The following is a 21,773-nucleotide window of genomic DNA, read 5'->3' on the forward strand; positions in this document are numbered from 1 at the left end:
GGGAGGGGTGGGGCGGTGTGGGAGGTGCCGAAACCGTAGGGAGGCCCAACCGGACTGCATAAGCCTCCGGTTGACCCCCTGGGGCGGTGTTATGGAAGGGAACGGTGGGGGAGCTGGGTGGCTGGGGCGCTTCGGCCGCCGGGCACGCGGGGTGCGGCTGGGGGTGTTCCGGCGGTCGGTGGGCGGGGTGCGGCTGGGGGTGTTCTGGCGGTCGGTGGGCGGGGTGCGGCTGGAGGTGCTTCGGTCGGCTCGGCGCGGAGAGCGGGCCGGGACCGGGGGAGCGGGTGCGGCCGGGCAGGCCCTAGTCGATCCCGCCGAGCCCCGGCACCCCGCTGCCGCCGCCCGCGAGCCAGTCGGCGTAGCTCTTGCTGCGTGCCGCCGCGTCGGTGTGCGCGGTGCGCGCCTGCGCGAGGACGGTCGCCGCGGTCTCGGCGCGCTGGGTCGCCGGGTGCCAGCCCAGCAGGTGCCGCCAGCGCAGCGGGGTGCCGGCGAGCGGCCGGGTGGCGATGCCGGGTGTGGTCGGGAAAGTGGCCCGGCACAGCCCGGCCGCCCGCCCCACCTGGACCAGGTGCGCGCAGGAGACGACGTCCGTCTCGTACATCCGGCCGGGTGCGAAGCCCGCGCGGGCGCAGGCGGCGGTGAAGCAGTCGCCGAAGCAGCCGTCGCCGGGCACGCACGCCCACTCCTCGTCCGCCAGTTCGGCCAGCTCCACCTCGGGCGCGCGGGCGAGCGGGTGTGCCTCCGGGAGCATGACGAAGACCGGGTCGACGGCGAACTCCTGCCATACGAGGTGTTCGGCGTCCGGCGGAGCGGCGGTGCCGCAGACCCCGGCGACGGCGAAGTCGAGGCGCCCGTCGGCGAGCAGCGCGGCGAGTTCCCGCTCGGACCAGGAGGCGTGGGTGGTCACCTCGGCGTCGGGCGCGGCGGCGGCCAGCAGGTCCACCAGCGCGCCCAGCAACGGCCCGTGGGTGCCGCCGAGGCGCAGCCGCCGTCCCTTCCGCCCGGCGCGGTCGCGGGCGAACCGGACGGCCTCCTGCTGGAGTTCGCTCACCGCGGGCAGCACGATACGGGCGCGTTCCAGCACCAGTTCGCCGAGCGCGGTGGCGCGCACTCCATGCCGTCCCCGCTCGAACAGCTCGCCGCCGAGGGTGCGTTCGATGCGTCTGAGCTGGGCGCTCAGCGCGGGCTGCGCGAGCCCCAGGACCGTCGCCGCGCGGGTGAGACTCCCGGCTTCGGCGATCGTCCGGACCGTCTTGAGATGCCGCAACTCAAGCTCCATGCAGGGAGCTTGCGACGCCCGCGGCACCGGGGCAAGAGGTTGGTCCGGACCATTGGAGGCACGGTGGTGCTCGCGTGATGGGGTCGACGCCGAGCGCCATGACCGGGCCGTGGGGCGGTGGCGCCGCCGGGACGGCATCGGCCGCACGACCTCGGGCATGACCCCGGGGCCGGTCACGGCCGCGCCCCGCACCCCGGGCGGCGCCGACGCGGTCCGCCTGGAGTACGAGGTCACGCTGCTGAGCGCGCCGGACGGGGGCACGGCACGGTCTGTGGGCGGACCCCCGCAACGCGGCCGTACCGGCGAACAGCTGCGCCCTGCGCTACGCGCTCTCCTTCGACGACGGCGCACCTCGGACGGTGGACGCCATCGCGGGCACCGGTTCGGACGACGGAACCACGAACACCGCGTGGGCACGGAACACCTCCGACGACGTCAACCGCACGGCCACGACACACACGCTCGCGCGGGCGGGTGTGCACCGGCTGAAGCTCTGGGCCGTGGACCCGACGGCGGTGGTGCGGCGGCTGCTGATCGACACGGGGGGTCTGCCGCGGACGTGTCCGGGGCCGGGGGGAGCCGGCGGGTGTGACGGATCCGCTCTCGGAGCGAGGAGGCTCCCCCTTTGGGCGAGGGGGGGTGAAGGGGCCGTGACCGTGACGAAGTGCGCCGTCGGTCGGTTGAGGTGCTGAAGAGTGCCGACGCGGCACCCGGCGCGGTGAAGGACGGTGGACGGTGGCAGTCGGATCCAAACCGGCGGACCTGGTCTCCACGCCCGCGGAGAAGCGGGCCGCGGCCCACGCGATCGCGAAGGACATCGAGCCCGGCACCCGCGGGGCGGGCCGGTGGGCGGACGAGGAGACCGGGGCCGCCGTCCGGTCCTTCGGCGCGCGCGACGGGGACGGCTGGCTCACCTCGGCCGCCCTGCACCGCGCCCACCGCACCTGGACCGACCAGGTCCGCAACCTCATGGACCGCCTCGGCGCGGAGAAGGAGGCGCTGGGCTCGGACCGCCGGGTGCTGACGAGCGCGGACCTGGCGGTCGGCTCGGCGCTGCGGGAATCGGCGGCGCTGCGGACGCCGGTGGTGGGAGCGGGTGTGCCGGGCGCGGGTGTGGGTGCGGGGGCGGGGGGTGCGACGGAGCCGTCCGGGCCTACGGTGCCGCGGCCCGCGTCCGCACTGGACGGGTACTGAGGGGTCCGCGCGTACCGACGTGGCGGAGGCCGACAGCCGACAGCGGGCAGTAGGCAGCGGGCTTGGGGACAGGGGACAGGGGACGGGGGACACGGGACAGGTGAGCGAGGGGCGATGCCGACGTACCACGAGATCATGACCGCAGACCTCGCCGCGCTGACCGCGGCGGCCGAGCGGTGGGACGGCATGGCGGGGGAGTTCGGGAAGCAGGAGACGCTCTACCGGAGCCGAGTGCACGGCATCGTGACGGGCGACTCGTGGCGGGGCCTGAGCGCGGAGGCGGCGGACGCCCGTTTCAGCGCGACGTTGCGGGAGTTCCGGCACGCGCAGACGGAGGCGAAGGCGGTCGCGTCGCTGCTGCGGGACGCGCACGCGCAGTTCACCGAGTTGCGGGGCCGGCTGACGGCCGCGCGCCGCGAGGCGACGGCGGCGGGGATGCGGGTGTCGGACCGCGGCGAGGTGAGCGTCGACCCCCACGCGTGCCCGGAGTCGGCCGGCGGCGGCGCACACGACGTGCACGAGACACACGGCTCAGGGCGGAGGCCCGCCGCGGAGGCGTCGGTGCGGGCCTGGCAGGACCGTATCGACCAGGCGGTCCGGGCCGTGACCGACGCGGACACCGGGGTGCGTACGGCCCTTGCGGCGGTGGTGCTCGCCCCGGACGCCGGGTTCGGCCGGCGGGGCTTCAACGGCACGGCGCGGGGTGACATCGAGACGTACGAGGCGGAGGCGGCGGACGGCCTCCTGGAGAAGCTGGGCCGGGGCGGCCACCTGTCCGGTACTGAACTCGCCGAGTTGGAGCGGTCGTTCCGGGACAACGGCGATGACGTGCCGTTCACCCGCACCCTGCTGGACTGCCTGGGCGCCGCGGGCACGATCCGCCTGACGAACGAGCTGAACGACCTGATCCACGTCCAGGGCGGACAGCGCACGGGCCCGTACGCGGCGATCGAGACGGGCCTGGCGAACGCCCTCGCCACGGCGACCAGGGACACGGAGTCGGCCTGGTACCGGAACTGGCGTGCCGGGATGCGGGAGGCGGGCGTCGTCCGGTACGCGACGGATGCGCAGGGCGCCCGCCTGGACAAGGCGGTGGGCTACCAGTCGCTGGTCACCCTGATGCAGCGGGGGCACGGATACGCGCCCGGTGTGCTGGAGGACCTCACCGACGACATGATCGCAGCGGAGCGGCGGCGGCTCGGCCTCTGGCACCAGAAGGGACCGTACGCGGGCCGGGACGACGGCTGGTTCGCCAACGACCCGGTGGACGGCATGCTCGGCCTGATGAGCCACGACCCGGCCACAGCGGCGCACTACCTGGGTTCCGACGTCCGGATGAAGTACCTGGCCGGGGAACGGGACTGGAACGTCACGCTGCGGGACCGGGGCGACGACAAGTGGGCCGGCTACACGCCGGCACCGGACGCCGACGACCGCGCGGGCTTCGGCGCGGCCCTGCGGGCGGCGGCGACGGGCATCGACCCGGCCGACCGGCACGCGCACCACGTCGCGCACACTCCGCAGAACGACGCGGTCCTGCGGTCGGCCCTGCACCACCTGTCCGAACGGGGCGACGACCTCCCGCCGTCCCTGCGCGCACCGATGGCCGCGGTCCTGGTGAACCACGGCGCGACGGTCCACGCCGCCATGAGCGAGGTGGACCTCGCACGCTCCCCGCTGCCCCAGGACCAGCTCTTCGAGGTGGCCAAGCAGATCTCCAAGGACAAGGACGCCTACGGCACCCTGAACGGCGGCCTCAACCAGGCGATGGTGACCTCCCTCCACGACGGCCACGCGGGGTCCGCACAGTCCCTGGTCCGCGCGGGCCGCACGGTCGGCTTCCTGGAGGAGGCCCGCGTGCAGTCCCAGGGCGACCCGGAAACGGCTGCCTTCGCGACGAAGCCCTACTTCGACCGCGCCATCGGCTTCCTCCCGGTCGCCGGCGGCGAAGTCCAGTCCGGCTTCGACTTCGTCACGGAGAAGTGGCTGGAGGACGAGCAGGAGAGGCTGGACGAGAAGAGGGAGAAGGCGAACGTCGCGGCTTACGACGCGCGGAACGGCCAGTTGATGGGTCTCGCCGAGGAGTGGGCAAAAACGCGTCGCGAGCGTGGAGTGTCGGCATTTGATGCCAAAACCGAAATCGGTCGTTCAGCGCAGGACGGGATGGCCCATGCAGCCGGAGTATCCGGAGAACAGCCGAAATGACGGTATTACTACGCCGCTTGCGAACTGCAAGTTTGATCGGATGGTTCTTGTTGCTCTTCTGCGTCGCCTGTGGCGGTGCTGCCCGTCCGCAGGTCCCGGACGCCGTGTGCGGCACACGCGTCGCCCCGGATCTGGTGCGCCCGCTTTTCGGATCCAGCACCGGCTGGCACGAATGGAATCGCGCCGACCGTGAGGAAGCCTTCACAGCTCCCTGCCTGGTGCTGTCAGACCAGGGTGCAGTGATCCGCTTTCGATTTTCATGGGACGAGAACGCAACAAACCTCATGTACCTGGCCAAGGGCACCGGAACGGTCTCAGGCGTCACAGACCCCCGCCCCCTCTCCTCCCCCTACCCCACCCTCGTAGGAACCGACGGAGCGATCTCCACCGCGCCCTGCAGGACCAAGGGCGGCAACTACTTCACCCTCACCCTCCAGCTGCCCCGCATCGAACTCACCGACCGAACCCACCGCAAGGACATCGAGAAGTTCATGCGGGCCTACTTCCCGGCCACGCTGGAAACCCTCGGCTGCCGGACCACGGCCGACACCGCCGCCGGTCCCGGCCGGACTCCGTGAGGGGGCGGAGGTGCACATGAGTACCGGCACTCATGTGCACCTCACTGCACGCCCGTTTGAATGGGCACCGGTGACCGATGGGTACCGGTGCGTGGTCGGCTGGAGTCCACACCGTCACCGCCCATAGCTACAGTTGTCATCAAGCTTGCACCAATGAACACACGGGGGAGGGTGCCGAGTTGTCGAGCGATGCTGGAACCGACGCGCCGCTGTCACCGCTGGTGCCGGTGCTGACCGGCCTGGGTGCCCTGGGCGGGCTGCCGGGCCTGGCCGGTGGGGCCGCGGCCGATCTGTACACGGAGCTGTCGTCCTTCACGGAGTTCCGCAAGAAGGTGGACGACCTGGTCCGCGACCTGAAGGGCTCACAGGCGGGTCCGGGAAAGGTGGGCCGGGACCAGCTCACCCGCCACGAGTTCGGCGGTGGCGGCGGCGCGTGGGCCGAGGCGGCCGGCCTGTACTCGGCGTACGAGACGGTGATCACCGAACTGGAGACGCTGTCGAAGCTGCTGTCCGACTCCATGGAGGGCATGGGCATCGCCGTCCTGGCCTCGCACAAGGGCTACCAGAACATCGACGCGGACGTCCGCAACCGGATGGCTGCGATCAGCACGGAGACGACCAGGCACTACGGCGGCAGCTACGACCCCTCGCGGCACGACGGCGCCGGCGGTCACGGCCACGGCGGCGGGACGAAGCCGGAGCAGCCCGCGCAGCCGTCGACGGGCGACACGGGCGGCGCGATCTGATGGTTTTCCAGGCGACGGGGGATGAGTGATGGCCGGCGGTGGTACGTCTTTCGAGAACATGAGCCACGAGCAGATGCTGGCGTGGCTCGACCAGGCGAACTCGGGCGAGGTGCAGGCCGCCGCGAGCCGTCTGGCGACGGCTGCGACGGAGATCCAGAAGATCGGCGAGCAGCTGAAGGTCCGTCCGCAGGTGGTGGAGTGGAAGGGCGAGGGCGCGGAGGCGTTCCGTTCCTGGGCCAACGAACTGGCCAACTCCGCACTGCGCCTCGCCGACTTCAGCAAGGCGGCGGGTGAGCAGCTGGGGCACGTCTCGACGGCGATCGCGACGGCTCAGGCGTCGATCCCACGGGACACGAAGGGCGCGCAGGCGAACCTGGACGCGGCGACGGCCGCGCACAACGACCCGGACTCCGCGGCGATCCGCGCGAAGTCCGCCAGTGAACTGGCGGCGCTGAAGGCGAACCAGGAGAAGGTCCGCCAAGAGGCGGCGGACCAGATGCGCAAACTGGCCCAGTCCTACCAGGCGTCCTCCACCCACATGAACACCCTGGAACGCCCGAAGTTCCCACCACCGCCGGCTGCGATCGCTCCCCCGAAGCCTGTCGAGCAAAATGAGGACCTGGCTCGTCCGGGGGCGGCGTCTGCGTCCCACGGTACGGGCGGCGGAAGCTCCACCTCTGGCCTGGCCGGGACGGCCGGAAGCACGAGAACTGAGCACAAGGATGTCGTAACCTCTGGGTCGCACGTTCACCCGGATGTGGCTACCAGGGGTGGGTCCACGCCCCATCCCTCGAAGCCACCGACGATCACGCCCGACGCACACGTCGGCATCGACACCGTTTCCGCGCCGCCTGAGGTGCACCAGCGTTCCACGGGGCCTGTGGCAGGGCCACCGACGACCACGCGTCCGGAAACGGGGCCCGTACCGCCGACGACCGCATCGGTTCCGCCGATGCCACATGGGTGGGTACGTCTGCCTTCGGCTTCCGGCGGATCCGAGGGACCGCTCGGCCGGGGACGCTTGCCGATCCAGGCCGGCGAAGGGCCCCTCGGGCGACCTGTGGGCCGCGCAGTCACGGGGGGCAGCCCCGCTCCTGCTCCTGGCAGGAATCTGCCCACTTCCGGCGAACCGCTCGGTCGCGCCGTGTCAGGAGGGCAGGCACCGGCTTCCGGGCGGGGAGGCACCGCCAACTCGGGGATCGTCGGTGGGCGTCCGTCGTCGCCTTCTGGTACCGGCAAGTCCATGGGGCGCGTGCCCGGCACCTCGTTTGGTGGCGAACAGGCAGCCGGTCGGGGAGCAGTCGAACGTGCGTCGAACGCCGGAGCGACAGGGCAGCCGGTCAGTCGTGCCACGGGGTCCGGTGGTGGTCGTTCTGCGGCCACTCCGCGCGCCGGGATCGTGGGTGGTACGCCCCAGAAGACTGGGCGCGTTCCGGCGCGGCCTGGTGCACCGGTACCCTCCGCCCCGACGCGGGGAGGCATCTCGGGGGGTGTGCCGAATGAGGCCCGCACAAGGGACGGCGTTCGCGGCGCGTCGAGTCGTTCGACCGGTGGTGCGCAGCAGCGGAAGGACAAGCGGAGGAACGGCCGCCGAGACGAACCACCGACCAACGACTGACGATCAGGGGACACAACGTCATGCGCAAGCCTGCGGCCAACTCGTGGCAGCGAGGGATCCGTGCCGCTGCGGCCTCGACGGCCGTCGGCCTGCTCCTGGTGGGAGGTACGGCACCGCAGGCTCACGCTGACTCGACGCGTTCGCAGCAGTGGCATCTGGACGCCATGCACGCCGAGGAGATGTGGCGGACGAGTACGGGCGAGGGCATCACGGTAGCGGTCATCGACACCGGAGTCGACCCGGCCAACCCCGATCTGAAGGGGCGGGTGCTCGACGGAAAGGACCTCGCTCCTGCGGAACGCGCCGGTGACGAACACACGGACTACGACGGCCATGGCACGGGTATGGCCGGACTGATCGCCGGTACGGGTGCCTATGGTGGAGGAAAGGGAGCGTTCGGGCTCGCGCCAGGTGTGAAGATTCTCCCTGTCCGTATGCCTGGACCGAGCGACATCAATGGATTCGCGGGGCCCTCGTACTTCAGCAAGGCCATCCGCTATGCGACGGATTCCGGTGCGCAAGTCATCAATGTCTCCATGACGCAGCAGCTCAACTCACCGGAACTCACTGCTGTGGTGCAGTACGCCCTGTCTCATGGCTCGCTCATTTTCGCCGGTGTCGGGAACGACGGTGCCAAGGGAAACCCGGTCGAGTATCCGGCGGCGACTCCGGGAGTCGTCGGGGTGGCAGCGGTCGGCAAGAATCTGCGTAGGACCAGCGAATCCGAATTCGGCCCTCAGGTGGACATGGCCGCACCCGGGGACGAGATGGTCCATGCGTGCGGCGGTAAGACGGGCCTTTGCAAGGGCCACGGCACCAGCGACGCCTCAGCTATCGCCTCCGCCAGTGCCGCCCTGATCTGGTCCAAGCACCCGGCCTGGACCAACAACCAGGTCCTGCGCGTCATGCTGAACACGATCGGCGGCCCGACCGACGGTGCCAAGCGCAACGACTCCATCGGGTACGGGATCGTCCGTCCGCGTATCGCGTTGAAGACCCCGGGCGACCCGGGCCCCGCCGATGTCTACCCGCTTCCCGACCTGGCGGCCGCCGCGTCCCTGTCGCCCAGTGAGAAGAGCCCGGACCCCAAGGGCGAGAGCGGCTCCGTGCCGGACAGGAACACACCTGCGGCAACCGCCTCCGCCACCAGGGAGGAAAGCGGTAACAGTGCGCTCTGGATCGTCCTGGGCGTCGGAGCGGTCGTCATCCTGGGCGGCGGTGCCGCAGTCCTCGCACGCGTCAGGCGCCGACGCTCGGTGGCAGGAATGAGCAGGGAGCACGCCGTAGCGGCGGCGACCCAGTACCTGAACACGATCGCCTACCCGGACCGTGCCGGCACCGTCACCGTCCTCCCGGGGACGGGAACCCGGTACGCCTACGGCTGGACGTTCCCCTTCGCCTTCGGCCAACACGGTCAGACCGGCCTCCAGCCGAACGACCCATCCGCCTATGTCATCGTCGTCCCGCACTCCGGCGCCACTCCGCATTTCCCACCGGCGCACCTCCCCACAGCCCAGTACATGGCACAGTGCGCCACCGGCGACCGGGGGCCCGTGGCCTAGGCAGAACGACGGTCGGCCGAGGTGAAAAGCGGAGGAGGCTTCACAGGCCCGGACCCCGTGAACCGGTAGGAGCGGCGCGGCACTGCACGCGGATCCGGTGTGGCCCGCAGGGTAACGGGACGAGAGGTGAGGCGATGAGATGAGTGATCGCCGCCAAGCGTTCGGCGAGCCCCGACGCCGACTGGTTCCTGAGGAAGCGGGCTGGATGTGGGTCATCGGGGGCTCCGCTCTCACCCCCGGCACCGTGCACGTGCGTGACTCCGGGAACGCCGCAGGCCAGCGCTCGCCCCGGGGGGAGGGCTTCGCCCCGTACGCGTCGGTCCGCCCCGTGTCGTGACGCCTCCGGCAGGAGATGGACCGCGCCGGAAACCGCATGAGTACGGATACTCAACTCGTCTGGTCGCCGAGGCGGATGGGGGCGCCCGCGGTGAGGCCGCTACGGTACATGCCGAGCGGCGCTGACCAGACCGTGCACACGCCAGCGTCGCGAGTCTGAGTCCGGTCGACGACGACTCATCGACACGGGGAGGCGATCAGGCGTGGCCTGGGATGAATGGGAGCAGTTGAAAAGCGCGGCGGCGGATCGGCACGCCGCTCGGATGCAGCTGAACCACGTACCGTCCGACCCGGGCGGCAGCGGCACGCTCGTGTCGAACAAGCCGGCCTGGTCAAAGGCGGGACAGGATGTCGGTTCGCTCCGTGAGGACGTCACCAAGGCGCTGGGAAAGCTGGCGGAAGGCCAGAAGGGGCTGGGGGAACAGGCCGGTTGCCTGACCGCCGGTGCGCAGCGAGACGTGCACGACTCCTGGGAGCGCTATGCCAAGAGCGTGGGTGAGCGCTGCGGCAAGCTGTCAGGTCTCCTGCAGAAGGCGGGCAACGATCAGTTGAAGACCGATGAATCGGTCAAGGCCGAGATCGGCAACCTGAGAGTGGAGTACTCGGACACGCCGGCCGTCGGTGGCCAGGACAAGGGGCGGTAACCAAAAGCCATGGACCTCGCGACCCTCAAGGCCCTGAAGCCGACCGAGTTCATGGAGGCGGCCGACGGCTACCGCAGCATGGCCGACATGGCGAGCGCGGCCAAGGACCGCATCGAGAACCAGATCGCCGTGGCCATGAGGAACTCCCTCCAGGGCGAAGCGGCGACCGCGGCGATCAGTCAGCTGACGGAGCTGGGCAAGGACTTCCATTACACCCAGGTCGAGTGCGGACTCGTCAGCGCAGCCCTGGAGGCCTTCTCGTACGAGGTCGGAGCGGCGAAGCGGAAACTCGAGGCGGCCCTCGACGGCGCGCGGGCCGCGAGGCTGACCGTGAACGCCGACGGTTCGATCACGTACCCTCCGAGCGGTGAGAAGGGCGAGGACGGCAAGGTCCCCGAGGGCGGCACTGTGAGCGGTCTCACGGATGCCACGGCCTCCGCGGTCGGCCGCCAGGCGGCCAACGTCGATCCCAATCCGAACCACCGTCTCGCACAGGACTACGCGGATCAGATCGCGGGAGCCCTCAAGGAGGCGACCGAGGCTGACGAGAAGTGGGCTCCGAAGGTGCGGGCGTTGACGGCTGACGACGACCTCACCGTCTCCGACAAGGACTGGGCCGACGCGTCCACGGACTCGAGCGGCGTCAGCGAGGCGGGGAAGAAGTACCTCGACTCGCTGCCGCAGCCTCCCGAGGACGGCGGTCCGAAGGCCAACGCCGAGTGGTGGAAGGGGCTCAGCGCGCAGGAGCAGGCAGCCTGGATCTCGATGCGACCCGACTCCGTGGGCGCGCTCGACGGGCTTCCCGCCACAGTCCGCGACGAGGCGAACCGGACGGTCCTCGCCGAGGCACACGGGGTCGCTCAAGGTCAGTACGAGGCCTGGCTCAGGAAACACCCGGAGCCCGAACGATTCCAGACCTACATCGACCCCTACACGGGAACGGTGATGAAGGGCGTCAACGTCGAAACCCAGGCGTGGAAGGACTGGGAGGAGGCGAGGAAGAACGCGCACAAGTCACTCGACGGCATGAACGCGATCCAGGACCGCTTCGACGAGACCGGTACCAATGGCCTGCCCGAGGCTTACCTGCTCGGTTTCAGCACCGAAGGGGACGGCCGTGCCATCATCGCCAACGGGAATCCGGACACCGCGGACCACCAGGCCGTCTACGTCCCCGGGACGACGTCGGAGCTGGGGAACATCGACGGGAACATCAACCGGATGGTCAGGGTCTGGCACACGGCCCATGACGAAGCCGACGGGAAATCCGTCTCCACCATCACCTGGCTCGGCTATGACGCACCGGACAGTGTCGTCAAGGACGCGCCGTTCAAGCACTACGCGTACGACGGCGCGCCGGCGTTCAACCAGTTCCTCGACGGTCTCGAGGTGTCGCACTCGGATGGTTCCCCACCGCACCGCACGGTGATCGCTCACTCGTACGGATCAACCCTCGTCGGCGCCGCGGCCCAGACGGGACACCTGAACGCGGACGACATCGTCTTCGCGGGCAGCCCCGGCGTCAGGGTGTCCGGTGCCGACGAGCTGGACGTTCCGAAGGGGCACGTGTGGAACGAGGAGGCCGATGGAGACCCGGTTCCGGACATCGGCCGCTGGGGCCACGGAGGGGACGGCTTCATCATTCCCAGCGATCCGGAGTTCGGGGCCAACCAGATGACCACGGACACGGAAGGCCACAGCGGCTACTGGGACGAGCACTCCAAGAGCCTGCGGAATCAGGCCCTGGTCGTGGTCGGGAAGGGTGACGACGTGGCGCTGAAGCCACCGCCCGACCCGTGGGCGCACGTGAAGTAGGAGCGATGTCCGGGGCACTGCCGTGATGACCGGCCCGAAGAAGTAAGGCTTGCCGACGTGAAGACCAAGCTGAGCGCCTCCGCGCTCGCCGTACCCCTCGCACTGATCACACTTTCGGGATGCAGCATGACTGACGACTCGGGCTCCGACGACACCTCCTCGGTCGCCACGAGCACTTCGAAGGACGCCTCCGATGCGATGGAGAAGGTGTCCAGCGGTATCTACGACCTGATCGGGGTCAAGGGCAAGGCGTCCGACAGCCGTCCGGGGGTCATGGACTGCCCGGGCAAGGACACCAAGAAGTACTTCCGCATCTTCCACCCGTGGAGCTTCTACCCGGCCGTGGCCCGTGACCTCGACGAGGCGATGGGGCGTCTCAGGGCGGAACTGCCGAAGCACGGCTGGAAGATCACCGAGTACGGTCCCGACACCAGCAAGAACAAGAACATCAACCTGACCGCGGACAACGACGAGAAGAAGGTCGGCGTGAACATCGTCCAGATGGCGAAGAACGACCCGCCGAAACTGAGCTTCACCGTCGTGTCCGGCTGCTACAAGGTCCCGGACGGCGAAACGGTGGAGCGCTTCTGACGTGCGCCCCGCCTGGGGCGCACCACGGCGCTGAGATGGCTCCTCACCGTACCCGCGGGCGAGAGGCGGGCGCGGACCGCCTGCGGGCGCCTCCCGATCTCAGATTCCGGACAGTCGCCGCGTCCATGCTGGCCTCGGGGTTTACACAGGGGTAACACTGAAGGGTCGGTCGTTTCCCGGGGGCGGTGCGGTGCGCCGGAGAGTGGTTCCCGGGGCGCGGCCCCGTCCTGCGCGCGGCAACGGCGCCGAGCGCCCATCACCGGTCTCGCACCGGTAGCAGCCGTGCCAGAAAGGGACCCAGTGACGACCCGAGACGACACCAAGACCCGGCTCGACGCCCTGCGCGTCGAGATCGAGCGGCGCAACCCCGCCCAGCCCGAGTTCCACCAGGCCGTGCACGAAGTGCTGGACACGCTGGCGCCGGTGCTGGCGGCGCGGCCCGAGTACGCCGAACCGGGACTCATCGAGCGGCTGTGCGAGCCCGAGCGGCAGGTCATCTTCCGGGTGCCGTGGCAGGACGATAAGGGACGTGTGCACGTCAACCGGGGCTTCCGGGTCGAGTTCAACAGCGCGCTCGGCCCCTACAAGGGCGGGCTGCGCTTCCACCCCTCCGTCAACCTCGGCATCATCAAGTTCCTCGGTTTCGAGCAGATCTTCAAGAACGCGCTGACCGGCCTCGGCATCGGCGGCGGCAAGGGTGGCAGCGACTTCGATCCGCACGGTCGCAGCGACGCGGAGATCATGCGGTTCTGCCAGTCGTTCATGACCGAGCTGTACCGCCACATCGGCGAGCACACCGACGTGCCGGCCGGTGACATCGGCGTCGGCGGGCGCGAGATCGGCTACCTGTTCGGGCAGTACCGGCGCATCACCAACCGCTGGGAGGCCGGCGTCCTCACCGGCAAGGGCGCCGGCTGGGGCGGCTCGGCGATCCGGCCCGAGGCCACCGGCTACGGCAGCGTGCTGTTCGCCGCGGCGATGCTGCGCGAGCGCGGCGAGGACCTGGAGGGGCAGACGGCGGTCGTCTCCGGCTCCGGCAACGTCGCCATCTACACCGTCGAGAAGCTGCTCGCCCTCGGCGCCAACCCGCTGACCTGCTCGGACTCCAGCGGTTACGTCGTCGACGACAAGGGCATCGACGTCGGGCTGCTCAAGCAGGTCAAGGAGGTCGAGCGCGGGCGGATCAGCGAGTACGCCGAGCGGCGCGGGGCCTCGGCCCGGTTCGTGCCCGGCGGCCGCGTCTGGGAGGTGCCCGCCGACGTCGCGCTGCCGTCCGCCACCCAGAACGAGCTGGACGAGAACGACGCCGCCGCCCTCGTCCGCAACGGCGTGAAGGCGGTCGCGGAGGGCGCGAACATGCCCACCACGCCCGAGGCCGTGCACCTGTTCCAGCGCGCGGGCGTCGCCTTCGGCCCGGGCAAGGCCGCCAACGCGGGCGGCGTCGCGGTGAGCGCGCTGGAGATGGCCCAGAACCACGCCCGTACGGCGTGGTCGCCGGCCAAGGTGGAGGAGGAACTCGCGCACATCATGAGCGCCATCCACACCACCTGCCACGAGACCGCCGAGCGCTACGGCGCCCCCGGCGACTACGTCACCGGCGCCAACATCGCCGGCTTCGAACGGGTCGCCGACGCGATGCTCGCCCAGGGCGTCATCTAGGCAGTCGTCCGGCGCGGCGTCTGACACACGTGTGAGCGAGCGACACCGGCTGGTGCGGTCACCTGCGTGCCGTCACACGCGTGTGCGAAACGATGGACGCACCTCCGCCGCGGCGGCCGCACAGTCCACGCCTCCCGTGCGCCCCCGCGCACACGTACGCCCCGCGCCCCCGCGCCCCGCCCCGGCAGAACCGGGGCGGGGCGCGGGAGTTGTGAGCCGAGTCGGCGCCGCCGGCTCAGTGCGCGGCGGCCGCCCCCGCCGGGGCGCCCCCGCGGCCGGTCGGCCGGGCGACGACCAGCACGCCGGAGGCCACCGCCGCGAGCAGCATCGCGGCCACGCCCCACCAGATGGCGTGCGTGTAGCCGTGCACGATGCCCTCGCGCAGCACCTGCGCCTTCTGCGCGGGGTTCGTCAGGTGCCGGCCGACGTACGTGCTCGTCGCCGAGGTGGCGAGCGTGTTCAGCAGCGCCGTGCCGAGCGAACCGCCCACCTGCTGCGAGGTGTTGACCATCGCGGAGGTCACACCGGCGTCCTGCGGCCGCACCCCGTGGGTCGCGGTGGAGAAGACCGGCATGAAGGTCAGGCCCATGCCGAGGCCGAGCAGCAGCTCGGCGGGCAGGACGTGGGTGGCGTACGCGGAGTCCACGCCGAGCTGGGTGAGGACGGCGAGGCCCGCCGCGGCGAGCAGCATGCCGGGCACCATCAGCAGGCGCGGGGGCGTACGGGGCAGCAGCCGGGCGGAGATCTGCGTGGAGCCCAGGATGATCATCGCGGACATCGGCAGGAACGCCAGACCGCTGCGGACCGGGGTGTAGCCGAGGATGCCCTGGAAGTAGTAGGTCATGAACAGGAACAGACCGAACATGCCGATCGTGGCCAGGCCCATGGTCAGGAAGCAGCCCGCGCGGTTGCGGTCGGCGAGGATGCGCAGCGGCAGCAGCGGGTGCTTGGCGTAGTTCTGCCAGACGACGAACGCGGCCAGCAGCACCACGCCGCCGATCAGCAGGCTGACGACCAGGCTGTCGCTCCAGCCGCGCGGCTCGGCCTCCGAGAAGCCGTAGACCACGGCGACCAGGCCGCCGCAGCCGAGGATGACGCCGGGGATGTCCAGCCGGGCTTCGCGGTGGCCCGGGCGGTCGTGCAGCAGCATGAGGGCGCCGACGACCGCGACGACGGCGATCGGGATGTTCACGTACAGGCACCAGCGCCAGTTCGCGTACGAGGTCAGGATGCCGCCGAGGAGCAGGCCGATCGCGGCGCCCGCGCCGGCGATGGCGCCGTAGATGCCGAACGCCTTCCCGCGCTCGCGCGGGTCGGTGAACGTGGTCGTCATCAGGGAGAGCGCGGAGGGCGCGAGGACGGCGCCGAACACGCCCTGGAGCGCGCGGGCGGCGAACAGCATGCCCGGGGTCCCGGACGCGCCGCCGATCGCGGAGGCGACCGCGAAGCCGATGAGGCCGATGATGAAGGTGCGTTTGCGGCCGACCAGGTCGGCGATGCGGCCGCCGAGCAGCAGCAGGCCGCCGAAGGCGAGGGTGTAGGCGGTGATGACCCACTGGCGGTTGCCGTCGGACATGCCGAGGGCCTTCTGCGCGGAGGGCAGCGCGATGTTCACGATGGTCGCGTCGAGGACCACCATCAACTGCGCCAGCGCGATGACCACCAGACCCCACCAGCGGCGGGGGTCGGGGGCGTCGGCGGTGCCGTGCGCGGTGGGGGCCGGAGCCGTGCGTATGGCCTCGGCCGGGGGAGAGTCGTTCATGACGAGAACGTCACTTCCTTGCTCGTGATGGTGGCGTGCGTGGTCCGCGGGTGGGTGTGGGGGTGCGGGGCGGTGGGGCGCCGGCTGCGGGGCGCCACGGCGGTGGGGCGCCCGCCCCTGAGGGCCGGTCCCGCGGGGAACGGGGACTGCGCGGACCTCGGTGGTACCGGGTGTCCCGTTCCGCGGTGACTCGAACGGACCAGTGATCGGTCATGGAAGCCGATCGTCAGTATGGCTGATGGTCAGTGAAGTGTACGCTGCCCGCATGAAGGATGAGGGTCCCCCTGATGTACTTTCCCGTCGGCTGGGATATCTCCTGAAGCACGCCTACCTGGCGATGGCGGCCGAGATGGAGGCCGCGCTGGCGCCCTTCCGCCTGCTCCCGCGTGAACTGGGCGTCATGGCGGTGATCGCCGCCTCGCCGGAACAGCCGTCCCAGCTGGAGATCGCCGCCCGGCTCGAGGTCGACCGCACGACGATGGTCGGGGTCATCGACTCGCTGGAGAGCAAGGGGTACGTGGAGCGCCACCGCAGCGACCGCGACCGGCGCCGCAACGTGGTGACGCTCACCCCGGCCGGCCGGGTGTGCCTCACCGAGGCGGAAGAGACCCGCGAACGCGTGGAACGCGACTTCGTCGCCCCCCTGGACGAGGCCTCCGCGGCCGCGCTGACCGAGTCGCTGCTCACCCTGCACCTGTCCCGTACGGGCACCGACCGTGCCCGCCTCACGGCCGCCGACCCCTGTACGGGCCCCGCGGCCGACACCCCCGCGCCGCGGCCGCCGCGCACTACGGAACACCCCGTCTGACGGCTCCCCGCCCCGCGCCCGCGCCCGGCGTCCACGCCGACGCTGCCCCACCCCGCGCCCGGCGGAGCGGGGCAGGACGCAGGGACACCCTCCCCGCAGGGAACTCCCGTACGATGCGTCACCGTGGCGATACAGAACCCGCCCCCGTGGGGGTACTACGGCGGCCCGCCGCCCTCCGCGCCGAGCATCCCGGCGAAGGACCTGCGGCCGCGCCGCCTCTGGTACGTGGTGGGCGCGATGCTGGGCGTCGTCCTGGCCGTCGCCGGCGCCGTCCTCCTCGCGGTGACGGTGAAGGACACGGTGGACTCGGTCGACACGGCCCGCAGCTTCGCCGGCGGCGGGGCGCGGACGTTCCGCTTCGTCGCGGGGGAGACCAAGGCGGTCTACGTCTCCCAGTCCGGACCGGGGCACGTCGAGTGCCGGATCCCGGGGATGCCCTCCGGTTCGATCACCCGGCCGGACAGCACCTTCCGTATCACCTCGGGGGCCAGGACCTGGGAGCGGGTCTTCGAGGTGAAGCCCGGCGGCAGCGGCGACTACACGCTCACCTGCACCTCGGAGCTGCCGGCCCGGTTCGCGCTCGGCGACAGGCCCGAAGTCGGCTCCACGGTCGGCGGCATCGCCGCGGGGATCGGCTGCTTCATCGCCGCACTCGCCGCGACGGTCACCATCTGCGTCGTCACCGCCGTCCGCCGAGGCGGCCACCGCCGCCGCCTCGCCGCCGCATGGACCCAGCCCCCGCAGTGGGGTGCCCCTTTGCCGCAGCACGGCCCCGCCCCGGGGACGCCACCTCCGTACGGCCCCACCCCGGGAGCCCCGCCCCCGCCCGGGTTTTGAGCCGGGGCTCGACCTGGGCCGGCGGTTCGACCGGAGGCGTCGACCGGTGGCGTAGAAGTCTGATCGTTTAGGGGTGCCGCCGCCCGCCCCGTAAGGGTGATCTCGATGCGCAGCCCACTGAGGAAGCGGTACCGCGAGGCCTCGTGCGGCCTCGCCGCCGCCATGACCGTAGTCCTCCTTCTCACCGCAGGATGTTCCAGGACCGTGGACCACAACGGGCACTCGCCTTCGACGCAGCACTCCTCCGGCTCCGAGACCGCCGCCGGGTACCCCACGCTGGGCGTGGACGAGGCCCGCGCCAGGGCGAAGGCCGTGTCCAGCTCGGTCTACGAGATGATCGACATGCGCACGGCCAAGGTCACGGAGCCGGGCCCCGGGATCGCGGCCTGCGACGAGGACCCGGACCATCTCTACAAGACGGCTCATCCCTGGTCGGTCTACGGAGCCACCGAGGACGAGCTGAGGGCGGGCTTCCAGCGGTTGCGGGAGGAACTGCCGAAGAGGGGCTGGAAGATCGTCGAGTACGGCCATGAGAAGAGCGAGGCCGGGTCGTTGTTCCTCACGGCGGACTCGCAGAAGGAGCGCTTCTCCGTGCACGCCGTGCTCATGGTGTCCACGCCCGCCGATCCGCACGAGAAGGATCCGCTGCTCTCGCTGAACGTGGTGTCCGGCTGCTGGCGTGCCCCCGAGGGCACGGACCTCGGCACCCAGTACTGATCACGTCCCGTCGGCCGCCTCCCGACGGGACCCGTCCCCTCCCGGCCTCCGGCCACCGGTTTGACCTACGTCACTCCCGGGGTAATCTCTTCGGCTCGATTGGCCAGGCCGCCGTGGCGTATGGCAGACTGTCCGAGTTGCTCGGTCGAGTGTTGATGCTGCGCGCCTCCCGCCGGGAGGACCGGAAGCGAGTCCCACAGTACTCGTCGCCCTAACTGCCGAAAGGCAGCGCTGGGGCGGACGTACGGGAATCTTCCGGGAAGCGTGGGCGCGGCACCGGCCAGGCGCCCGGTGGGTCTTCGATCCCCGGCTCGCGGTTCCGGTAGGGCCGTGTGCAATCCCGCAGGGATGTTCGAACAAGGGACATCTGTGTCAGCGGGAGCGCGACACGCCCGACCGCGTGGGTCGGAGAGTGACACGAAGGACCAAGGGAAACCGCGGAAGCACACCGGGTTCCAGAGCGTGAGAAGAGACAGGACTACGAAGTAGCCATGGCGGGACAGAAGATCCGCATCCGGCTCAAGGCCTACGACCACGAGGTCATCGACTCCTCGGCGAAGAAGATCGTCGAGACGGTGACCCGCACTGGTGCGTCGGTCGCGGGCCCGGTGCCGCTGCCCACTGAGAAGAACGTGTACTGCGTCATCAAGTCGCCGCACAAGTACAAGGACTCGCGCGAGCACTTCGAGATGCGCACGCACAAGCGCCTGATCGACATCCTCGACCCGACCCCCAAGACCGTTGACTCTCTGATGCGACTCGACCTCCCGGCCGGTGTCGACATCGAGATCAAGCTCTGAGGCTGGTGGGCTGAGAATGGCTAAGCAGATCAAGGGCATCCTGGGCGAGAAGCTCGGCATGACGCAGGTGTGGGACGAGAACAACCGTGTTGTTCCGGTCACCGTCGTCAAGGCCGGCCCCAACGTCGTCACCCAGGTCCGTACGAACGATGTCGACGGCTACGAGTCGGTCCAGATCGCCTTCGGCGAGATCGACCCGCGCAAGGTGAACAAGCCCCTCAAGGGCCACTTCGCCAAGGCCGACGTCACCCCTCGCCGTCACCTCGTCGAGATCCGCACCGCGGACGCCGCCGAGTACACCCTCGGCCAGGAGATCACCGCTGAGGTGTTCGAGGCCGGCGTGAAGGTCGACGTCACCGGCAAGAGCAAGGGCAAGGGCTTCGCCGGTGTCATGAAGCGCCACAACTTCGGTGGCCTCGGCGCCGGGCACGGCACCCAGCGCAAGCACCGCTCGCCCGGTTCCATCGGTGGCTGCGCCACCCCGGGCCGTGTGTTCAAGGGCCTCCGCATGGCGGGTCGTATGGGCAACGAGCGGGTCACCACCCAGAACCTGACCGTCCACGCCGTTGACGCGGAGAAGGGTCTGCTGCTCATCAAGGGCGCGGTTCCCGGTCCGAACGGCGGCCTCGTCCTGGTCCGCACCGCGGCCAAGGGGGCCTGAGGTAACCGATGAGCACTGTTGACATCCTTTCGCCGGCGGGCGAGAAGGCCGGTACCGTCGAGCTCCCCGCGGAGATCTTCGACGTTGAGAAGGTCAGCGTTCCGCTGATCCACCAGGTCGTCGTCGCGCAGCTGGCCGCTGCCCGTCAGGGCACCCACAAGACCAAGACCCGTGGCGAGGTCCGCGGCGGTGGCAAGAAGCCGTACCGCCAGAAGGGCACCGGTCGCGCCCGTCAGGGTTCGACCCGCGCGCCGCAGTTCGCCGGTGGTGGCGTCGTGCACGGTCCCGTGCCGCGCGACTACTCGCAGCGGACCCCGAAGAAGATGAAGGCCGCGGCCCTGCGCCACGCCCTCACCGACCGGGCCCGCCACAACCGCATCCACGTCGTCTCCGGCGTGGTCGAGGGCGAGATCTCCACCAAGGCCGCCAAGACGCTGTTCGGCAAGATCAGCGAGCGCAAGAACCTGCTGCTCGTCGCCGACCGCTCCGACGAGGCCGCGTGGCTGTCCGCCCGCAACCTGCCCCAGGTCCACATCCTGGAGCCGGGCCAGCTGAACACGTACGACGTTCTCGTCTCGGACGACGTGGTCTTCACCAAGGCCGCTTTCGAGTCCTTCGTCGCCGGCCCGAACAAGGCCAACGACACCGAAGGGAGCGAGGCCTGATGGCTACGCGTCACCCCTCCATCGCCTCGAAGGCCGCCAAGGCCGCCAAGGCCGCGCGCGTCGCCAAGGCGCGCCGTCACGCCGCCGAGGGCAAGAACACCGTCGAGACCCCGCTGAGCAAGTCGTACACGGACCCCCGTGACGTGCTGCTCAAGCCGGTCGTCTCGGAGAAGAGCTACGCGCTCCTCGACGAGAACAAGTACACGTTCATCGTCGACCCGAACGCCAACAAGACCCAGATCAAGCAGGCCGTCCAGGCGGTCTTCGAGGTCAAGGTCACCGGGGTCAACACGATCAACCGCCAGGGCAAGCGCAAGCGGACCCGCACCGGCTTCGGCCAGCGCGCGGCGACCAAGCGCGCGATCGTGACCCTCGCCGAGGGCGACCGTATCGACATCTTCGGCGGTCCGACCGCCTGACGGCGGTCTGGATCGTCCGATATCGGACGAGGACTGAGAAATGGGTATCCGCAAGTACAAGCCGACGACTCCGGGCCGTCGTGGCTCCAGCGTCGCCGACTTCGTCGAGGTCACGCGGTCCACGCCGGAGAAGTCGCTGGTCCGCCCGCTGCACAGCAAGGGCGGCCGTAACAACGCCGGTCGTGTGACCGTTCGCCACCAGGGTGGCGGACACAAGCGCGCCTACCGCGTGATCGACTTCCGTCGTCACGACAAGGACGGCGTGCCGGCGAAGGTCGCGCACATCGAGTACGACCCCAACCGCACCGCGCGCATCGCGCTGCTGCACTACGCCGACGGCGAGAAGCGCTACATCCTCGCCCCGCGCAACCTGCAGCAGGGCGACCGCGTGGAGAACGGTCCCGGGGCCGACATCAAGCCGGGCAACAACCTGGCCATCCGCAACATCCCGGTCGGTACCACGATCCACGCGATCGAGCTCCGTCCCGGTGGCGGCGCCAAGTTCGCCCGTTCCGCCGGTGCCTCCGTGCAGCTGCTCGCGAAGGAGGGCACGATGGCCCACCTCCGCATGCCGTCCGGTGAGATCCGCCTGGTCGACCAGCGCTGCCGCGCCACGGTCGGCGAGGTCGGCAACGCCGAGCAGAGCAACATCAACTGGGGCAAGGCCGGCCGCAAGCGCTGGCTGGGCGTCCGCCCGACCGTTCGCGGTGTGGCGATGAACCCGGTTGACCACCCCCACGGTGGTGGTGAGGGCAAGACCTCCGGTGGTCGCCACCCGGTCAGCCCCTGGGGTCAGAAGGAAGGTCGTACTCGTTCTCCCAAGAAGGCGAGCAACAAGTACATCGTCCGCCGCCGCAAGACGAACAAGAAGCGCTAA

General features: G+C 70.4%; 21 protein-coding genes. 19 read left to right on the forward strand and 2 right to left on the reverse strand.

Going from position 1 to position 21,773, the window contains the following annotated elements:
• Positions 1 to 301 precede the first annotated feature (301 nt).
• Positions 302 to 1,279, reverse strand: coding sequence for a LysR family transcriptional regulator (locus AB0N63_RS11190; protein WP_365527196.1), 978 nt, complete (start codon positions 1,277 to 1,279; stop codon positions 302 to 304).
• 359 nt (positions 1,280 to 1,638) lie between these two features.
• Between AB0N63_RS11190 and AB0N63_RS11195 the strand changes: the two genes are divergently transcribed.
• The 11 genes from AB0N63_RS11195 to gdhA all read left to right on the forward strand — a co-directional run bounded on the left by AB0N63_RS11195 (position 1,639) and on the right by gdhA (position 14,227).
• Positions 1,639 to 1,971, forward strand: coding sequence for a hypothetical protein (locus tag AB0N63_RS11195; protein WP_365527198.1), 333 nt, complete (start codon positions 1,639 to 1,641; stop codon positions 1,969 to 1,971).
• 43 nt (positions 1,972 to 2,014) lie between these two features.
• Positions 2,015 to 2,473 (forward strand): hypothetical protein, encoded by a 459-nt coding sequence (locus AB0N63_RS11200; RefSeq protein WP_365527201.1) that lies wholly within the window; start codon positions 2,015 to 2,017, stop codon positions 2,471 to 2,473.
• 135 nt (positions 2,474 to 2,608) lie between these two features.
• Complete coding sequence (locus AB0N63_RS11205; RefSeq protein WP_365527203.1) at positions 2,609 to 4,678, forward strand: hypothetical protein; 2,070 nt, start codon at positions 2,609 to 2,611, stop codon at positions 4,676 to 4,678.
• 284 nt (positions 4,679 to 4,962) lie between these two features.
• Positions 4,963 to 5,256 (forward strand): hypothetical protein, encoded by a 294-nt coding sequence (locus tag AB0N63_RS11210; RefSeq protein WP_365527206.1) that lies wholly within the window; start codon positions 4,963 to 4,965, stop codon positions 5,254 to 5,256.
• Positions 5,257 to 5,513: 257 nt separating this feature from the next.
• Positions 5,514 to 6,002 carry a hypothetical protein gene (locus tag AB0N63_RS11215; RefSeq protein ID WP_365527592.1) on the forward strand — a complete coding sequence of 163 codons (489 nt, stop codon included), beginning with the start codon at positions 5,514 to 5,516 and terminating at the stop codon, positions 6,000 to 6,002.
• A 58-nt stretch (positions 6,003 to 6,060) separates the two neighbouring features.
• Complete coding sequence (locus AB0N63_RS11220; RefSeq protein WP_365527209.1) at positions 6,061 to 7,620, forward strand: translation initiation factor IF-2; 1,560 nt, start codon at positions 6,061 to 6,063, stop codon at positions 7,618 to 7,620.
• Positions 7,621 to 7,784: 164 nt separating this feature from the next.
• Positions 7,785 to 9,182: a type VII secretion-associated serine protease mycosin gene (mycP, locus tag AB0N63_RS11225; protein ID WP_365527212.1), complete on the forward strand. Its 1,398-nt coding sequence runs from the start codon at positions 7,785 to 7,787 to the stop codon at positions 9,180 to 9,182.
• Positions 9,183 to 9,721: 539 nt separating this feature from the next.
• Entirely contained in the window at positions 9,722 to 10,162 is a 441-nt protein-coding gene (locus AB0N63_RS11230; protein WP_365527214.1) for a hypothetical protein, read from the forward strand.
• Between the two features lie 9 nt (positions 10,163 to 10,171).
• Complete coding sequence (locus AB0N63_RS11235; RefSeq protein WP_365527216.1) at positions 10,172 to 11,977, forward strand: alpha/beta hydrolase; 1,806 nt, start codon at positions 10,172 to 10,174, stop codon at positions 11,975 to 11,977.
• Between the two features lie 126 nt (positions 11,978 to 12,103).
• Entirely contained in the window at positions 12,104 to 12,568 is a 465-nt protein-coding gene (locus AB0N63_RS11240; protein WP_365527218.1) for a hypothetical protein, read from the forward strand.
• Between the two features lie 300 nt (positions 12,569 to 12,868).
• Positions 12,869 to 14,227, forward strand: a complete 1,359-nt coding sequence (gdhA, locus tag AB0N63_RS11245; protein WP_365527221.1) for an NADP-specific glutamate dehydrogenase — start codon at positions 12,869 to 12,871, stop codon at positions 14,225 to 14,227.
• Between the two features lie 235 nt (positions 14,228 to 14,462).
• Here gdhA and AB0N63_RS11250 read toward each other — a convergent pair whose 3' ends face one another.
• On the reverse strand, positions 14,463 to 15,989 hold the full coding sequence (locus AB0N63_RS11250; RefSeq protein WP_365527223.1) for an MFS transporter: 1,527 nt from the start codon (positions 15,987 to 15,989) through the stop codon (positions 14,463 to 14,465).
• 265 nt (positions 15,990 to 16,254) lie between these two features.
• Between AB0N63_RS11250 and AB0N63_RS11255 the strand changes: the two genes are divergently transcribed.
• From AB0N63_RS11255 to rplB, 8 genes are all read left to right on the forward strand, one after another.
• A complete protein-coding gene (locus AB0N63_RS11255; RefSeq protein ID WP_365527226.1) occupies positions 16,255 to 16,797 on the forward strand; it encodes a MarR family winged helix-turn-helix transcriptional regulator in 543 nt (180 codons plus the stop codon).
• A 123-nt stretch (positions 16,798 to 16,920) separates the two neighbouring features.
• Complete coding sequence (locus AB0N63_RS11260) at positions 16,921 to 17,634, forward strand: serine/arginine repetitive matrix protein 2 (RefSeq protein WP_365527228.1); 714 nt, start codon at positions 16,921 to 16,923, stop codon at positions 17,632 to 17,634.
• 105 nt (positions 17,635 to 17,739) lie between these two features.
• The gene (locus tag AB0N63_RS11265; protein WP_365527230.1) at positions 17,740 to 18,351 is read left to right on the forward strand and encodes a hypothetical protein; all 612 of its coding nucleotides are present in this window, start codon (positions 17,740 to 17,742) and stop codon (positions 18,349 to 18,351) included.
• A gap of 491 nt (positions 18,352 to 18,842) precedes the next feature.
• Positions 18,843 to 19,151, forward strand: coding sequence for a 30S ribosomal protein S10 (rpsJ, locus tag AB0N63_RS11270; RefSeq protein ID WP_003948644.1), 309 nt, complete (start codon positions 18,843 to 18,845; stop codon positions 19,149 to 19,151).
• 16 nt (positions 19,152 to 19,167) lie between these two features.
• Positions 19,168 to 19,812 (forward strand): 50S ribosomal protein L3, encoded by a 645-nt coding sequence (gene rplC, locus AB0N63_RS11275; RefSeq protein WP_009190129.1) that lies wholly within the window; start codon positions 19,168 to 19,170, stop codon positions 19,810 to 19,812.
• 8 nt (positions 19,813 to 19,820) lie between these two features.
• Positions 19,821 to 20,477, forward strand: coding sequence for a 50S ribosomal protein L4 (gene rplD / locus AB0N63_RS11280; RefSeq protein ID WP_365527233.1), 657 nt, complete (start codon positions 19,821 to 19,823; stop codon positions 20,475 to 20,477).
• Positions 20,477 to 20,896 carry a 50S ribosomal protein L23 gene (rplW, locus tag AB0N63_RS11285; RefSeq protein WP_019980875.1) on the forward strand — a complete coding sequence of 140 codons (420 nt, stop codon included), beginning with the start codon at positions 20,477 to 20,479 and terminating at the stop codon, positions 20,894 to 20,896. The genes rplD and rplW overlap by 1 nt, the downstream gene beginning before the upstream one ends.
• Before the next feature lie 40 nt (positions 20,897 to 20,936).
• Entirely contained in the window at positions 20,937 to 21,773 is an 837-nt protein-coding gene (rplB, locus tag AB0N63_RS11290; RefSeq protein ID WP_009190132.1) for a 50S ribosomal protein L2, read from the forward strand.

This window comes from Streptomyces sp. NPDC093260, from assembly GCF_040683715.1.
Lineage (GTDB): Bacteria > Actinomycetota > Actinomycetes > Streptomycetales > Streptomycetaceae > Streptomyces > Streptomyces sennicomposti.

What these genes read in the sequence shown, in the direction of transcription:
- AB0N63_RS11210 (WP_365527206.1), top strand. Translation starts at nt 4,963, where the DNA reads ATGTACCTGGCCAAGGGCACCGGAACGGTCTCAGGCGTCACAGACCCC.
- AB0N63_RS11220 (WP_365527209.1), top strand. Translation starts at nt 6,061, where the DNA reads ATGAGCCACGAGCAGATGCTGGCGTGGCTCGACCAGGCGAACTCGGGC.
- AB0N63_RS11205 (WP_365527203.1), top strand. Translation starts at nt 2,609, where the DNA reads ATGACCGCAGACCTCGCCGCGCTGACCGCGGCGGCCGAGCGGTGGGAC.
- AB0N63_RS11265 (WP_365527230.1), top strand. Translation starts at nt 17,740, where the DNA reads ATGCGCAGCCCACTGAGGAAGCGGTACCGCGAGGCCTCGTGCGGCCTC.
- rpsJ (WP_003948644.1), top strand. Translation starts at nt 18,843, where the DNA reads ATGGCGGGACAGAAGATCCGCATCCGGCTCAAGGCCTACGACCACGAG.
- rplB (WP_009190132.1), top strand. Translation starts at nt 20,937, where the DNA reads ATGGGTATCCGCAAGTACAAGCCGACGACTCCGGGCCGTCGTGGCTCC.
- AB0N63_RS11235 (WP_365527216.1), top strand. Translation starts at nt 10,172, where the DNA reads ATGGACCTCGCGACCCTCAAGGCCCTGAAGCCGACCGAGTTCATGGAG.
- AB0N63_RS11255 (WP_365527226.1), top strand. Translation starts at nt 16,255, where the DNA reads ATGAAGGATGAGGGTCCCCCTGATGTACTTTCCCGTCGGCTGGGATAT.
- AB0N63_RS11250 (WP_365527223.1), bottom strand. Translation starts at nt 15,989, where the DNA reads ATGAACGACTCTCCCCCGGCCGAGGCCATACGCACGGCTCCGGCCCCC.
- rplW (WP_019980875.1), top strand. Translation starts at nt 20,477, where the DNA reads ATGGCTACGCGTCACCCCTCCATCGCCTCGAAGGCCGCCAAGGCCGCC.
- AB0N63_RS11190 (WP_365527196.1), bottom strand. Translation starts at nt 1,279, where the DNA reads ATGGAGCTTGAGTTGCGGCATCTCAAGACGGTCCGGACGATCGCCGAA.
- AB0N63_RS11240 (WP_365527218.1), top strand. Translation starts at nt 12,104, where the DNA reads ATGACTGACGACTCGGGCTCCGACGACACCTCCTCGGTCGCCACGAGC.
- mycP (WP_365527212.1), top strand. Translation starts at nt 7,785, where the DNA reads ATGCACGCCGAGGAGATGTGGCGGACGAGTACGGGCGAGGGCATCACG.
- rplC (WP_009190129.1), top strand. Translation starts at nt 19,168, where the DNA reads ATGGCTAAGCAGATCAAGGGCATCCTGGGCGAGAAGCTCGGCATGACG.
- rplD (WP_365527233.1), top strand. Translation starts at nt 19,821, where the DNA reads ATGAGCACTGTTGACATCCTTTCGCCGGCGGGCGAGAAGGCCGGTACC.